The organism is Stenotrophomonas sp. YJH_SMC_33 (genome assembly GCF_059372295.1).
In genome coordinates this window covers 86414-101007 of record NZ_JCAFVJ010000005.1, presented here as the reverse complement: position 1 = coordinate 101007, position 14594 = coordinate 86414, and the positions used below count along the sequence as shown (strand labels likewise).

The window sequence follows — 14594 nt, the reverse complement described above, 5'->3', positions numbered from 1 at the left end:
CGGCGGCTCGACCGCACCGCTATCCTGCCGCCCATGCGCGCCGACCGCCTGCTCATTGCCATTGCCGTGTCCCTGCTCGCCACGGCCTGCCAGCGCCCGCCTGCTGCGCCCGCCACGCCCGAACAGGCCCGGCAGCAGGCCATGCAGCGCGCGTTCGAACTGTGCGCCGGTTGCCACACCGTGCAGCCCGGCGGCATCCACCGCTTCGGGCCGAACCTGCATGGCGTGATCGGCCGCCGCGCCGGCAGCTTGCCCGACTACGGCTATTCCGAGGGCATGCGCCGCGCCGACATCACCTGGAGCGCGCAGACCCTGGATGCCTTCCTGCAGTCGCCCACCCACGTGGTGCCCGGCACCCGCATGTACAACGCCTTTCCCAGCGCCGAACGCCGCGCGCTGGTGATCGCCTACCTGCAACAGCAGTCGGCTCAGTGAGCGAGGCGCTGCAGCTGATGCTGCAGCCGGGCCACGAACGCCGTTACGGCTGCGAACAACGGTGCCGGATCGGTTTCGCCCGCATCCTGCAGGCGCTCGACCAGTGCGTTGGCCTGCCCGGCCAGCACCGTCGCCCCAACCGCACCCAGGCCGCCGGCCAGGCGATGCAGGTGCAGCGCCGCGGTTTCGCGGTCGCCGGCCTGCACGGCGCGTTGCACGGCCGCCAGATCGCCCTCGCTGGCCTGCAACAGGCTGTCGCGCAGCTGCTCGGCCACCACGCGTGAGCCGAACCGCCGCTGCAGGCTGGCCAGATCAGGCAGCGTCCCGCCATCGTCGGCAGCGGGTCCGGCCTGCGGCTCCGCAACCGATAGTCCCTGCGCCTGCGGCAACCAGCGCAGCAGCGCGGCGCGCAGGGTTGCCAGCGACAGCGGCTTGGACAGTACTTCGTCCATGCCGGCCTCGCGGCAGCGCCGTGCATCGTCGTCCAGTACGCTGGCGGTGAGCGCCAGTACGGTCAGCCGCGGCTGGCCGTTGCGACCCTCGCGTTCGCGCAGCAGGCGGGTGAAGGCGAAGCCATCCAGCACCGGCATCCGGCAATCGGTGATGACCAGATCGAACGGCTCCGACGCCAACCGGTCCAGCCCCTGCTGGCCATCGCCGACCAGCACATGCGGCACACCCAGCTGCTGCAGGCGCCAGGCCATCATCGCCTGGTTGGTCGGATGATCTTCGATCACCAGCACGCGTGCCTCGCGCAACGCCGGCGGCAGCAGCGCCGCCTGTTCCTCCTCGGCGGCAAGCGCTTCAACATCGCCACGGCCGGCTTCCACCAGCGACAGCCGCACCTCGGCGCGGGTACCCTCGCCCAGCGTGCTGTGCAGCTCCAGTTCGCCGTCCATCATCTGCACCAGGCGCTGGCAGATGCTCAGGCCAAGGCCGGTACCACCATGGTCACGCTGGATGTATGCACCGGCCTGGGTGAACGGCGCAAACAGGTGCTGCAGCTGTTCCGGCGCGATTCCGATGCCGGTGTCGGTGACGCTCAGGCACAGCGGCTGGCTGCCGTCTTCGGCGGTCGGCCCCAGCACTTCCAGCTGCAACCGCACTTCGCCGCGCACGGTGAACTTGATGGCGTTGCTGAGCAGGTTGAACACGATCTGGCGCAGGCGCACGCCATCCACTTCGTGCGCCGCTGCCAGCTGTGGGTCGATCTGCACGTGCAGGTCCAGCCCACGTGCACTGGCCTGCGCCGACAGCAACCGGCACACGCTCTCCAGCAAGGGCCGCAGCGGCTGCGGCACCGGTTCCAGGCGCAGTGCGCCGGCCTCCAGCCGCGAGTAATCGAGAATATCGTCGAGGATCTGCCGCAGCATCTGCGCGGAATCCTCGATCACGTCGAGAATGCGCTGCTGCTCGGCATCCAGCGGCGAATGGGCCAGCACCTCAAGCATGCCCAGCACGCCGCTCATCGGCGTGCGGATCTCATGGCTCATGGTTGCCAGGAAACGCGACTTCGCCTCCGCGGCCTGTTCGGCCTCTGCCTTGGCCGCAGTCAGGGCCTCGGCCTGCGCACGCGCCTCGCTGACGTCCACCCAGTAACCACTCCAGATCACCGCGCCCGCTTCCGCAGCATAGGGATGGGCCTGGCTGCGCACCCAGCGCGCGCCGGTGCCTTCAGGACGCAGCCGGAACTCGAGAATGAGCGGCGCGAACTGCCGCGCCGCCTGCTCGACCGCATGCAGGATGTGCTCGCGGTCATCTTCCTCGATGCGCTCCAGCAGGCAGGTTGCATCCTGTTCGGCCTGCTGCCGGCTGATCCCGAACAACGCCTGCAGGTCGCCGGCAATGAACGGGAAACTGAGGGTTCCGTCAGCCGCACGGCGTGCCTGATAGACCACGGCGGGCAGGTTGTCGGTGACTTCGGCCAGGCGCTGTTCCAGATGGCGACGCCCGGCTACCTCACGGCGCAGCCGCCAATGCCCGATGGCGTGCACCAGCAGCGCGGTAAGCAGCACCAGCAGCAGCGGCACGCCCCAGCGCGCCACGCGGGTCCACTCGAGGCCGTTGCGGTATTCGACGGCCAGCCAGTCGCCGCGCAGGGCTTCGCGCTTGCGTGGGGTCATCTGCAGCAGCAGGCGGTCGAAGGTGGTGGCCAGGGCGGCATGGCGACGCTCGACAGCCAGCACCAGCTGATCGTTGAAGCCGGCCGGTGCGGCCACCTGCAGGCGCCCCGGGAAGCGGTTGCGCAGCAGGTGGTCCACCACGGCCAGATTGCCTATATAGGCGTCGGCGTCGCCATTGATCAGGCGCTGCAGGGCCTGTTCCGCGCTGCGCGCCGCGATGATCCGGGCCTGCGGTGCCTGCTGCAGCACATAACCACGCACGCGCTCCGGATCGGACAGCAGCACCCGCTTGCCCTGCAGGTCTGACAGGCCCAGCAGCGCCGGGCTGTCGCGCCGGCTGACGATCACGTTCGGCACGCTGATGAAGGGCTGGCTGAACACCCAGTCCGGGCCCAGGTAGCGCGAATCGGCCGGAATGCCCATTACCGCCTGCAGCTCGCCGCGGCGCGCCTTCTCGCGCACTTCGTACCAGTCATGGCTGTTTTCCACCTGCAGGTTGGCGCCGGCCTGCAGCAGGCGGCGCAGGTATTCGCTGGCCAGGCCGCTGGGGTTGCCATCCTGGTCGGCGAACGACAGTGGCGCCGCGTTCGGCGCGAAGCCGATCCTCAACGGTTGCTCCAGTACCCGCTTCTCGGCCTGGCTCAGCGCCAGCTGCGCCGATGCCGACCACCGCGGAGGTGGCAGCCAGCGCTGCGCCAGCGCATCGCGCTGGGCCTGGCTGGTCGCGGCCAGCGCCAGGTCCAGCGCTTCGGCCAGTGGCTGCTTGCCGTTGGGAATGCCGAAGTGCAGTCGCTCCGGCGGGAGATCGCTGGGGCGCAGCAGCACGACGCCCTGCAGGTCCTCGCGGGCGATCAGTTCGGTGGCCACATAGGCATTGCCGATGTAAACGTCGGCCTTGTCGTCTCTGACCATCTCCAAGGCCGCCAACGAGTTGTTTGCGACAAGCTGGCGCGCATGCGGAAAGCGGGCGCGCACCTGGGGCCCGGTCAGGAAGTCCTGCTCGATCACCACCCGCAGTCCGTCCAGATCGGGATTGTCGGAGGCACGCAGGTCATCCGGGCGCCCCACCAGGGCCAGCGGGGCCTCGCCATAGGCGGCGGTGTAGACCATGCAGCGGGTGCGGTCGGCACTGAGCCCGACGTTCATCACCACATCAATCTCGCCACGACATGCCGCATCCAGCACGGATGTCCAGTCGGAGTAGCGCCTTGCCTCCACCTTCACGCCCAACTGACGGGCAAGAAGCGACAGATAATCCGGACCCAGGCCAACCTGTTGGCCATCACGGAGGGACTCGAACGGTGGCCAGCCACTGTCATACTGACCCACGACGATGCTCGGATGGGCGGCCAGGTACTCGCGCTGCAGGGGGCTGAGCGGCAACGGCCCGGGCACCGCCTGCGCCAACGCTGCCGGCAGCGCCAGTACGACCAGCAGCAGGACCAGCCCGCGAACAGCCCAGCTACGCATCGGCGTCGATCTCCTAGAATCCTGCCAGGGACCGCGATGGTCGCGGCCCAGCCAGCCCGGTGGCCATACTAGAGCATGAGCTTGCGCATCATCATCGCAGACGACCACCCGGTGGTCCGTATCGGTACCCGCGCCGTCATCGAATCGAGCGGGGTGGGCCGCGTGGTCGGCGAAGCCGACAGCGCGCAGGCGCTGATGGCCCTGCTCGGCAGCCAGCCCTGCGACCTGCTGGTGACCGACTACTCCATGCCGGGCAGCCCGCAGGCCGACGGCTTCGCCATGATCGGCATGATCCGCCGCCGTCATCCAGACCTGCCGGTGCTGATGCTCAGCGTCTCCAGCAATCTGGCGATCCTGCGCATGGTGCTCGACAGCGGCGTGCTCGGCCTGGTCGACAAGAGTTCGTCGATGGACGAGCTGCCGCAGGCCATCCAGTCGGTCTACCGCGGCCAGCCCTACATCAGCCGCAGCCTGCGCGAGCGGGTCGAGGCTGCCGGCAGCTGGCGCATGCGCGAGGGTGACGGCAAGCCGCTGTCGCCACGCGAGGTGGAGGTGCTGCGGCTGCTCGGCACCGGCATGACCGTGAAGGAAATCTCGCTTCAGCTGCACAAGAGCGTCAGCACCATCAGCCGGCAGAAAGGTGATGCCATGCTCAAACTGGGCCTGAAGGGCGACGCCGAGCTGTTCGATTACCTGCGCGACGGCAAGATCTGAGAGCCAGATCGCACAAGAAGGGCATCTGGCACTGCCCTCTTTGACGGGCCGCCGATCTGTGCCAAGATGGTGGGGCATGAGTTCCCAATGCGAGGTCGAAGGAATCGACCGGCTCATGTCCTCGCTCCCGTCCCTGGTGGACGTGGCGCGGTTCCCTGCCGGCCGTCTGGCCCGGCAACGCTGACCATGGAGAGGCGCATGCAACATCCCCCCAAGCTACGCTGGACCCTGCCGTTGCGGCCTCTGCGCGCATTCGCGGCGTGCCTGCTCGTCTCTCTTTCCGCTGCCGCCTGCAGCGCCGCCGATCCGGTCCCCTCGTCCTCCCAGCCCGGCGCCCCTGCGCAGGCTGCCAATGCGCCCCGACAGGATGTTGCCACGATGCAGAACACCTCTCCCGACACCGCCGTTACCCCGCCCGACGCGCCGACCGTGATGTATTTCACCTATCAAGTGGATGGCGATGGCGCGACCTCCTATGAGGTCCAGAACGGCAGCGTGGCGACCTTCTGGTTCGGCCATACCTTCACCCTCGACGGCACCACGTATTACACGGGTTTCTCCTGGGATACCCGCGAGCACTACGGCAAGCCGGGCGAGCAGTCGCCGGCCGGCCCGGATGACCGCGCCAACCTCGCCGAGGCCACCTTCGTGCTGGCCGGCAGCGACGCGAACAAGCCCTGGAAGTTCCGTGGCCAGGAATGGACCATCGGCGCACTGGGCGCTTACGACAAGGCCGACGATATCGATACCCGGCGCAAGCTGCTTGAACATCGAACCGCCGACGGTCGCCTGTTGCTGGCGGTGCCGACCAGCAGCTTCGACCGCGGCATCAGCAGCACCGGCTATGCACTGCTGCTGTTCAACCCCAAGCGCAGCGAAGACGACGTGGACAGCAAGGTCTGGCGCTATGTCGGTTCGGTGCGTACGGGCGAGGACAACAGCGCCGCCTGCGACGAAGGCAACGTGATGCCCTGCACCGGCAGCGACGGCGAACTGGCCTTCGCTGCCGACGGCAACGGCCTGCCGCGACTGACCGTGACCTTCAAGGGCACCACCCTCGAAGGCCCCGGCAGGACCCGCACCCTGGGTGCCGGCGACACCGTGCACTACACCTTCGACAGCGCGACCCAGCAGTACCTCGCGCGCTGAAAGCACCCGCCACGCGCGGGTCCCCTGTTGACCGACATGTTCTTGACTCACGGATGAGTCCGGTTGGCGATTCGCGGCATGCGCCGCTCCATCAACCCCGAGGAAAAACGTCATGGCACAGCATGACTACAGCAGAAAGGAAGTCCTGGACATCGTCGAGCAGGTCGCCAGGCAGAAGAGCATTCCGGTCGACGACTTCATGCGCTTCGCGTACATCGAGACCGGTGGCACGTTCAACGAGCGCGCCCACAACGCGTCATCCGGCGCCAAGGGCCTGTTCCAGTTCGTGCCCGGGTCCGCACGCCAGTACCACCTGACCGGCCACGAGTTCGACCCCACCCGCAACACCGAAGCGGCCGCGCAGATGTACCAGGACAACCTGGACTCGATGGCACGCCGCAACGAGCGCACCGGCCACCCGTACCTGTCCGGCGGCAGTACGCCGACCGGGCTGGACCTGTACCTGGCCCACCAGCAGGGCAGTGCCGGCTATGGCTCGGTGCAGACCGCCATTGCCACCGGCACCTTCGGCGTGGTCCGCAACAGCCACGGCGACGAGATCAACATGCGCCGCAACGTGCTGAACCAGATCGGGTCGGACGCGAAGGCGCTGACCGGCCACAGCCTGGCCGAAATGCGCGGCATGAACGATGGCGACCTGGCACGGGCCTTCTCCAGCTACTACATCCACAAGTACGCAGCGATCAGCATCCCGGAAAAGAACATCGAACCGCAGGCGGTGGCACAGGGCCAGGCCCCGGCCGCGCCTGCACAGGCCAGCGCAGCCGTGGCGGCCGGTGCTGCCACGCTGGCGGCAACCGCAACAGCCGCTGCCGCGCCGAAACCGGGCATCGAACTGCAGGCCGCCTACGAGGCCGGCGTGAAGTACGACGATGTGAAGTACGCCATCAACATTCCGGGCCACGCGCTGTACGTACCGGGCAAGACCGGCAAGAACGTGGACCAGGGTTACATCGATTGCTCCGGCTGGGTCGGCACGCTGCAGAACCGGACCATGGACGAGATCAACCAGAAGGCCGGGCATGCGGTGTTCAGCAAGGCCGATCGCATCGACCTGGGCAACCTGGGTTCCGGCGGCATCGTGCGCAAGGCATTCGACCAGTCCGGCGTGCTGCTTGACCGCGACGCGATCCTCAAGCCCGGTGCGCTGAAGGAAGGCATGATCATCGGCCTGGATACGGCCAGGACCCGCCATGAACACTGGAACGGCATCGACCACATCGTGATGGTGGTGCGCGACCCGAACACCGACAAGCTGCTGATCAGCCAGTCCACCGGCAGCAAGGGCGTGCACACCATGCCGGTGGAGGACTACCTCAAGCAGGTGAAGGACCACCCGCACTGGAAGCTGTTCGCGTCCGATCCATTGTCCAAGGCCCGTGACCTGCTGGAAAACCGCACCCAGTCGCACGAGCAGACCCAGGGCAAGGCCAACGCCGAGCACAAGGCGGCCGCCACGCCGCACGCCGAACTGTACAAGCAGGGCGCACACAGCGAGGGCGTGCGCAAGGTGCAGGAGCAGCTGGGCCACCTGGGCTACGTCGGCGCCGACGGCAAGCCACTGGTCGAGGATGGCCGCTTCGGCCGCAACACCGACGCGGCAGTGCGCCAGCTGCAGAAGGACAACGGCCTGGTCGTCGACGGCATCGTCGGTCCGAAGACGCTGGAAGCGATCAAGGAAGCACGCGAACGACCCTTGCTGAACGACGAGCGGCACCCACGCAATCCGATGTACCTGCAGGCCACCGAGGGCCTGGAGCGGCTGCCGGCAGGTACCTTCAAGGATCGCCACGCGCTGGAAAGCGCCGCCGCGGCCCTGACCAAGGAGGCGCATGCCGCCGGCCTGCAACGCATCGACACAGTGGTGCCGAGCCCGAACGGTGAGCGCCTGTTCGCCGTGCAGGGCACGATCGGTGACCCGGCGGCCAGCCGCGTGGCGCTGGAGACCCGTGCCGCCAGCGAGCAGAGCCTGGCGCTCAGCAGTGGTGCCGTGCAGGGCGCCCCAAACGTGCTGCACCAGCAGCAGGATGCCCAGCAGGAGCAGGCCCGGCAGGCACAGAAGGCGATGGGCGTCTAAGCCCGCAGCGCCTTGGGAGAGAAGGGAGGGCCACGTCCGCGTGGCCTTTTCCCTTTCTGCCAGCTGAGCGGCCGGGGCCGCTTTCAGCCTTGCTTCATGCCGCCTGCCGCTAGATGAATGCGCAAGCCGCACGGTGGACCAGGCAATGTTCCGGCAATGTTGGAACGCCAGCGTGGACACCACGGCAGCCGGGGCGCCCCGCGCCCTCCCTGCCCAGCGTGGCATGCACCTCACAGGAGAACGAACATGCTCAGTACTTCCGCACTCAGCTTCCGTGGTCTGGCGATGGCTCTGGCATTGGTGGCCAGTGTGGCCGTGGTCAGCGATGCCAGCGCGATGTCGAGGAAGGACAAGCGCACCCTGGTCGGCGCCGTGGTCGGTGGCGTGGCCGGCAACCTGCTCTCCAACGGTGATCCTGCCGCCACCGTGGGCGGCGCCGTGGCCGGCGGCGCGATCGGCAACCTGACCACCTCCGACCGCCGCGACCGTCGTTACTACGACAACCGCCGCTATGACGACCGCTACGATCGTCGTTACGACCGTGGCTATTACCGCAGCGGCTACTACGACCGCGGTGACAACCGTCGCTGGCAGCGCGAGCGCTACTACGACAACCGCTACTACCACGACCGCGGTCGCCATCGCGGCTGGTAAGCGGCACGGCATCTCCCGTGCCGATGCACGGACGGGCGGGTCGATGACCCGCCCGTTTGCGTTGGCCACGTGCATGGCGTTGAATGCGCAGCCTTGGATGCGACTTTCCCCACCGGGGCTGCGGCATGACTTCTTCCTCCCACCGCGTGCAGGGCCTGAACAACGACGAGGTTGCTGCCGACTGGCCACCGATCAGCGCGGCGGACATTGCGTGGCTGCGCCAGCGCTACCCTCAGCTGGACGAGCAGAGCCAACCGCGCTGGCACAGCCCGCGGCCACTGTCGGCCGCCGCCATCGTCAATGGCAGGGACGGCGCGGTGTTCATCAAGCGCCACCACCACAGCGTGCGCAGCGCGGCCTGCCTGGAAGAAGAACACCACTTCATCGCCCATCTCGCCGCCGCCGGCGTGCCGGTAGTACAGGTGCTGCCGGCCACCGATGGCCACACTGCCGTCGAGCATGGCGAATGGACCTTCGAGCTGCATGCGGTTGGCGTCGGTGAGGACCTGTATCGCGACGCGGTGTCGTGGTCGCTGCTGACCGATATCGCGCAGGCCCGTGAAGCCGGACGCGCACTCGCACAGCTGCACCGTGCCGCCGCCAGCTACCACGCGCCCCAGCGCAGCACCCATGTGCTGGTCGCGCGCGACGATCTGATCCGCGCCGACGATCCGATCGCGGCCATCAAGGCAGGGCTGCACGAGCGCCCCGCGCTGGCCCGCTATCTCGCGCGCATTCCGTGGGAAGCGCAGCTGCAGCGTGACGTGCTGCCGTGGCATGCCGGCCTGGCCAAGCGCCTGCGCGACGAGCCGCGGCTGTGGGCCCACAACGACTGGCATGTTTCCAACCTGCTGTGGCGCGATGGGCAGATCAGCACCGTGCTGGACTTCGGCCTGGCGTCGCCGACCAGCGCACTGTTCGACCTCGCCACCGCGATCGAGCGCAACGCGGTGGCGTGGCTGGAACTGGAGCGCGGCATGCAGGCAGTGCGCATCGATATCGCGCTGGCGCTGCTCGACGGCTACCGCCAGGCGCTGCCGCTGTCGGCGGCACGCGTGCACCTGCTGGCCGACCTGCTGCCGATGGTCCATTTCGACTTCGCACTGTCCGAAGTGGAGTACTTCGAAGGCGTCACCGGCTCGACCGCCAATGCCGATGTAGCGTGGCGGCCCTTCATGCTGGGGCACCCGGCGTGGTTCCACAGCGCGCCGGGACAGGCATTGCTGCAGGCCCTGCACGCGGCAGCCTGAAGGGCGCCGGCTCGCAAATCCGTACCATTTGTAGTGAAATGGTCACCTGAAGCGGGGGTGCCTGGATCTGCCAGGCTGAGAGAGTCCCTTGGAACCTGATCCGGTTTGCACCGGCGTAGGGAGCTTTGAGCCGCAGCCACACCCCCGTCATGGGCAGGTGCACCTGCGCGCCGTCGCTTCGTCTCCCTTGTTGTCCGAAGACGAATCGAATGAACCGCTGCCTGCGCCCCACCCTGCTCTCCCTCGCCCTCTGCGCCGCGCTGCCGCTGCACGCCAGCGAGGCCGAGGCGTCCCCCGATGCGGCTGCCACCGGCGCCGAGCATTCGCCGACCGAACTGGCAGCGGTGCGCGTGCAGGCCGGCAAACCGAAGGCCGATACCTCGCGCGTGAATGCCTTCGGCGGCGGTTCGTGGAAGGACACGCCGGCGTCGGTGAACGTGCTCGAGCGCGACTATCTCGACCGTCGCCAGGTACGTTCGCTGTCCGAGCTTGCCAGCAACGATGCCTCGCTGGGTGATGCGTATGCACCTGTGGGCTACTACCAGAACATCGCCATCCGTGGCTTCGCGCTGGACGCCGCCACCGGCTACCGCTTCAACGGCCTGTCCATCGCCGGCGAACAGCGCCTGGCGCTGGAGAACGTGCAGTCGGTTGAGATCCTCAAGGGTGAAGCCGGCCTGGCCGCAGGCGTGATGGCACCGGGTGGCATCATCAACTACATCGGCAAGCGCCCGGCCGAAGTGCGCACCGCCACGCTCGGCACCGATTCGGAAGGCTCGCGCTACGTCGCCGTCGATGTCGGCCACTGGATCACCCCGCGCTTCGGCCTGCGCCTGAATGCCGCGTGGGATTCCAGCAATTCCTATGTCGAGCACGCCGATGGCCGCCGCAATTTCTACTCGCTCGCGGCCGACTGGCTGATCGGCGAACGCGGCAAGCTGGAGGTGGACGCCAATTACCAGACCAGTTCGCAACGTTCGGTGTCCGGCTACCAGCTGCTGGGCGCGCGTGACCTGCCGCGCGGCGTCGACCGCGAGCACCTGCTCGGCTACCAGCCGTGGCAGCGCCCGGTGGATATTGCCAGCACCAACATCACCGCGCTGCACACCTACGATTTCAACGACGCCTGGCAGTCCCGCGTGTCGGTCGGCCACAGCCGGTCGGTGATCGATGACAACGTCGCCTTCGCCTATGGCTGCTACTACGCCGTGCAGTGCGCCGATGGCAGCGTGCCCGGCAACTACTTCGCGCCCAATGGCGACTACGACGTCTACGACTACCGCAGCCCGGACGACACCCGCCGCAACCAGCAGGCCCGTGCCGAGCTGCGCGGCCGTTTCGAGACCGGCAGCGTCGGCCATGAGCTGACCCTCGGTGCCGACTACTTCCGCCGCACCGTGGACAAGCGCCCGAGCGTCAACGAGTACGTCGGCACCAGCAACATCCACGAGGCACCGGTGCCGGTGTTCGAGCCGTCGCCGAAGATGCCCGGCCCGTCCGCACGTCGCCTGGACAGCCGCCAGACCGCCTTCTTCGCGCTGGACCGGATCAGCTTCGGTGACGACTGGCAGTGGCTGGCCGGTGGCCGCTTCGTGCGCCTCGATGAGCGCGCCTACGACAAGCGCGGCACCCCGCAGCGGCACAGCCGCCTGTCACGCTTCCTGCCGCAGACCGCGCTGGTGTGGAAGGCCACCGACCAGCTCAACGCCTATGCCAGTTACGTGCGCGGCATTTCGCTTGGCCAGGAAGCGCCGTTCTGGACCAGCAATGCCGACACCTTCCTGCCGTCGGTGCAGTCGCGCCAGCTGGAAGTGGGCGTGAAGTACGTGCCGGTCGAGGCGTTGACCCTGGGTGCGGCCGTGTTCCGCATTTCGCAGCCGTACCAGTACGCCAGGCCGGACAACAGCGACGTGGGCTACACCTTCGTCGAGGAAGGCACCCAGACCCACACCGGCCTGGAGCTGACCGCCAACGGCCAGCTGACCGACGCATTGCAGATCGTGGCCAGTGCCAGCGTGCTGCAGGCGCGTGCGCGCGACACCGGCACGCCGGCTTATGACGGCCATCAGCTGGTGAATGTGCCGAAGGTGCGGGCCAGCGTGCACCTGGCCTACGCGCTGCCGTTCGTGCAGGGCCTGGATGTCACTGGCGGCTGGCGTTATGCCGGTGCCAACGTGGCACGCGCCGACGGCGGCGTGCGCGCACCGGACTACTCGGTGTTCGACGCTGGTCTGCGCTTCCAGCATCGCCTGCACGAGCGTGCGGTGACCTGGAACCTGTCGGTGGACAACGTGTTCAACCGCTTCTACTGGCGCGATACCGGCAGCAGCGGCGGTGACTACTACCTGTTCCCCGGCGCACCGCGACAGGCCCGCCTATCGGTGACGTTCGCGCTGTGAGCGGCGTGATGCTCGAGTGGACCGCCGCACTGTGCAGCATCCTTGGCGTCTGGCTGATGGCCCGGCGCCGGCTGGTGGCGTGGCCGGTGGGCCTGCTGTCGGTGACGCTGTACGGGCTGGTATTCGCCGAGGCCAAGCTGTACTCGGATACCCTGCTGCAGGTCGCCTTCGGTGGCTTCCTGGTCTACGGCTGGCTCAACTGGCGGCAGCATGCCGCCGACGAGGGCAGCATCCGCATCGTGCCGCTGGCGCGCGGCACGCTGCTGCGCGACCTGGCCATCGGCCTGTGTGGTGGCGTGGCGCTGGGTGCAGCCATGCACAGCTTCACTGATGCCGCCCTGCCGTGGTTGGACGCGCTGCTGACCGGTCTGAGCCTGGTCGGGCAATGGTGGCAGGCACGCCGCCACGTGGCCTGCTGGTGGGTGTGGATCGCGGTGGACGTGGTCTACGTGGGCGCGTACCTGTTCAAGTCGCTGCACGTGACCGCCGCGCTGTACGTGTTCTTCCTCGGCCTGGCCGTGTTCGGCCTGCGCGCATGGAGCGCCGCCGCGCGCGAGCCACAGGTGGCAACGCAGTAGAGCCACGCCATGCGTGGCGGGCTACCGGTAGTCGCCAACCTGGGTTGCCGCGCGCCTGCCGACCAAGGTCGGCATCTACCCACCACATCCACGCATGGCGTGGATCTACTTCGGCTCCAGCAACAGGCCCAACCGCAGCGGCTGGCGCATGTCGGCCGGCGGGGCTGCCTGCAACGGCGCGCCCTGCAGCGTCGCGCGCAGGTCTGCGTCGACCTGGGCGTCACCCAGGCTGTCGAATTCCAGCTTCGAGATGCGGCCATCCGCCGCGATCCACACGCTCACCGGCAGCGGCGTCGGTGCGTCCGGATGTGCCTGCAGCCATTCCAGCACGCGCTGCGCCTGCGGGTCCTGCTCCTGCTGCAGGCGCTGCTGCAGCTGGCCACCGACCGCAGCGGCGTAGGCCATCCAATGCGCAGGGGCTTCCTGCGCGGAAACGCTGGCACTCCCCAGTGCCAATGCCCCGAACAACGCGGCAAGTGGCCGCCACCAGCGGCGTGCACCGGTTGTGTTCCTTGCCATCGCCATCGCCTGCCTCCTGCACTCGCATCCAACAGCAGATGGTCGGGGCGGCAGATGACAGGCAGATGGCGGCACAGTAGAGCCACGCCATGCGTGGCTGCTACGGGCAACGTGCGTACCATCCACGCGTGGCGTGGATCTACTGGAACAGAGCGGCCAGTAGCATGCGCAAGGACGAGAGCCGCGATCAGTCGCCCAGATCGGCCAGCACTTTGCGCGAGGGCGCGAAGAAGGTCACGCCGGTGGTGGCGGTGGAGAAATCAAGGATGCGGTCGTGCAGTGGCGCGGGATTGCCGATGAACATGCGCTCGAGCATCTTCTCGATCACCCACAGGCGGCGCGTGTAGCCGATGAAGTAGGTGCCGTATTCGCCGCGGCCCGGGTTGGCGAACGGCATGTTGTCGCGCAGGATCTCATGCTCGCCGTCGGCGTCCTCGATGGTGCACAGGGTCTTGTGCGATTTCTGCGCATCGGCCGGTGCATCGTCCAGCTCGATGTTGTCGTGCTTGGTGCGGCCGATGATCGCCTCCTGCGCCTCGGTCTTCTGCGCGCGCCAGGCATCGAGATTGTGCAGGTACTTCTGCACCACCACGTAGCTGCCGCCGGCATGCTCCGGGTCTTCCTCACCCACGATCGTGGCTTCCGGCAGCGACAGCCCTTCCGGGTTGGCGGTGCCGTCGACGAAATCGAGCAGGTCGCGGCCATCGAAATAGCGGAAGCCAGCCACGTCATCGACCGCTTCCACCGCATCGCCGAAGGCCATCAGCAGGTTGCGCTCGAAGGCCACGATCAGGTCCATCGTGCGTGCACGGATGTGGTACAGCAGGTCACCCGGCGTGGACACGGCGGTGTGGGTCGCGCCCTTGATCTCGCGGAACGGCTGCAGCTCACGCGGCGGCGTGGTGCCCACCAGCGGCTTCCACACGCGGTGACCAATGGCCACGTTGCAGGTGAAGGTGCGCTCGATCTCGCGGATGGCGGTGTTCTTGATCAGGTCGTCGGTGCTTGCCAGCACCTCGCGCGCCCTGGCGATCGACGCCTCATCATCCTTCACCTTCAGCACCAGGAACGCCGCCGAATGGGTCAGTGGCGCGGTGATCTGCTGCGGCTCATTGTCGAGCGTGTGGTTGACGGCGGTGATCTGGGCGGGCTGGGTGTTCACGGTATTCCTGCGGGCTTGAGGCGGGCGCGTCGCGTGTGGCGAT

The 14594-nt window shown here is 67.8% G+C and carries 11 protein-coding genes and 1 riboswitch; of the genes, 8 read left to right on the top strand and 3 right to left on the bottom strand.

Annotated elements, in window-relative coordinates; translation table 11 throughout:
* Positions 1-33 precede the first annotated feature (33 nt).
* Positions 34-435 (top strand): c-type cytochrome, encoded by a 402-nt coding sequence (locus tag AC5P9W_RS10265; protein ID WP_021202094.1) that lies wholly within the window; start codon positions 34-36, stop codon positions 433-435.
* Here AC5P9W_RS10265 and AC5P9W_RS10260 read toward each other — a convergent pair.
* Positions 429-4028, bottom strand: a complete 3600-nt coding sequence (locus AC5P9W_RS10260; protein ID WP_180832892.1) for an ATP-binding protein — start codon at positions 4026-4028, stop codon at positions 429-431. The two genes, AC5P9W_RS10265 and AC5P9W_RS10260, sit on opposite strands and share 7 nt — an antisense overlap.
* A gap of 75 nt (positions 4029-4103) precedes the next feature.
* Here AC5P9W_RS10260 and AC5P9W_RS10255 point away from each other — a divergent pair, with 75 nt between their 5' ends.
* The 7 genes from AC5P9W_RS10255 (at position 4104) to pnuC (ending at position 12870) form a co-directional block, all read left to right on the top strand.
* Positions 4104-4742 (top strand): response regulator, encoded by a 639-nt coding sequence (locus AC5P9W_RS10255; RefSeq protein WP_019661903.1) that lies wholly within the window; start codon positions 4104-4106, stop codon positions 4740-4742.
* 378 nt (positions 4743-5120) lie between these two features.
* The gene (locus AC5P9W_RS10250; protein WP_134729736.1) at positions 5121-5891 is read left to right on the top strand and encodes a hypothetical protein; all 771 of its coding nucleotides are present in this window, start codon (positions 5121-5123) and stop codon (positions 5889-5891) included.
* A 112-nt stretch (positions 5892-6003) separates the two neighbouring features.
* Positions 6004-7989, top strand: a complete 1986-nt coding sequence (locus tag AC5P9W_RS10245) for an XVIPCD domain-containing protein (RefSeq protein WP_495219164.1) — start codon at positions 6004-6006, stop codon at positions 7987-7989.
* Positions 7990-8235: 246 nt separating this feature from the next.
* Positions 8236-8643, top strand: coding sequence for a glycine zipper 2TM domain-containing protein (locus AC5P9W_RS10240; RefSeq protein ID WP_021202098.1), 408 nt, complete (start codon positions 8236-8238; stop codon positions 8641-8643).
* A 125-nt stretch (positions 8644-8768) separates the two neighbouring features.
* Positions 8769-9893 carry a phosphotransferase enzyme family protein gene (locus AC5P9W_RS10235; protein ID WP_495219162.1) on the top strand — a complete coding sequence of 375 codons (1125 nt, stop codon included), beginning with the start codon at positions 8769-8771 and terminating at the stop codon, positions 9891-9893.
* Positions 9894-9936: 43 nt separating this feature from the next.
* A riboswitch (TPP riboswitch) is annotated at positions 9937-10032 on the top strand.
* A gap of 70 nt (positions 10033-10102) precedes the next feature.
* Positions 10103-12292, top strand: coding sequence for a TonB-dependent receptor (locus tag AC5P9W_RS10230; protein ID WP_495219160.1), 2190 nt, complete (start codon positions 10103-10105; stop codon positions 12290-12292).
* An 8-nt stretch (positions 12293-12300) separates the two neighbouring features.
* The gene (gene pnuC / locus AC5P9W_RS10225) at positions 12301-12870 is read left to right on the top strand and encodes a nicotinamide riboside transporter PnuC (RefSeq protein WP_031269344.1); all 570 of its coding nucleotides are present in this window, start codon (positions 12301-12303) and stop codon (positions 12868-12870) included.
* A 105-nt stretch (positions 12871-12975) separates the two neighbouring features.
* Here the strand turns inward: pnuC and AC5P9W_RS10220 are convergent, their stop codons facing one another.
* The gene (locus AC5P9W_RS10220; protein ID WP_111104918.1) at positions 12976-13395 is read right to left on the bottom strand and encodes a hypothetical protein; all 420 of its coding nucleotides are present in this window, start codon (positions 13393-13395) and stop codon (positions 12976-12978) included.
* Between the two features lie 181 nt (positions 13396-13576).
* Positions 13577-14551 carry a Dyp-type peroxidase gene (locus AC5P9W_RS10215; RefSeq protein WP_312543136.1) on the bottom strand — a complete coding sequence of 325 codons (975 nt, stop codon included), beginning with the start codon at positions 14549-14551 and terminating at the stop codon, positions 13577-13579.
* Between the last annotated feature and the right edge of the window lie 43 nt (positions 14552-14594).

What these genes read in the sequence shown, in the direction of transcription:
- AC5P9W_RS10265 (WP_021202094.1), top strand. Translation starts at nt 34, where the DNA reads ATGCGCGCCGACCGCCTGCTCATTGCCATTGCCGTGTCCCTGCTCGCC.
- AC5P9W_RS10260 (WP_180832892.1), bottom strand. Translation starts at nt 4,028, where the DNA reads ATGCGTAGCTGGGCTGTTCGCGGGCTGGTCCTGCTGCTGGTCGTACTG.
- AC5P9W_RS10255 (WP_019661903.1), top strand. Translation starts at nt 4,104, where the DNA reads ATGAGCTTGCGCATCATCATCGCAGACGACCACCCGGTGGTCCGTATC.
- AC5P9W_RS10250 (WP_134729736.1), top strand. Translation starts at nt 5,121, where the DNA reads ATGCAGAACACCTCTCCCGACACCGCCGTTACCCCGCCCGACGCGCCG.
- AC5P9W_RS10245 (WP_495219164.1), top strand. Translation starts at nt 6,004, where the DNA reads ATGGCACAGCATGACTACAGCAGAAAGGAAGTCCTGGACATCGTCGAG.
- AC5P9W_RS10240 (WP_021202098.1), top strand. Translation starts at nt 8,236, where the DNA reads ATGCTCAGTACTTCCGCACTCAGCTTCCGTGGTCTGGCGATGGCTCTG.
- AC5P9W_RS10235 (WP_495219162.1), top strand. Translation starts at nt 8,769, where the DNA reads ATGACTTCTTCCTCCCACCGCGTGCAGGGCCTGAACAACGACGAGGTT.
- AC5P9W_RS10230 (WP_495219160.1), top strand. Translation starts at nt 10,103, where the DNA reads ATGAACCGCTGCCTGCGCCCCACCCTGCTCTCCCTCGCCCTCTGCGCC.
- pnuC (WP_031269344.1), top strand. Translation starts at nt 12,301, where the DNA reads ATGCTCGAGTGGACCGCCGCACTGTGCAGCATCCTTGGCGTCTGGCTG.
- AC5P9W_RS10220 (WP_111104918.1), bottom strand. Translation starts at nt 13,395, where the DNA reads ATGGCGATGGCAAGGAACACAACCGGTGCACGCCGCTGGTGGCGGCCA.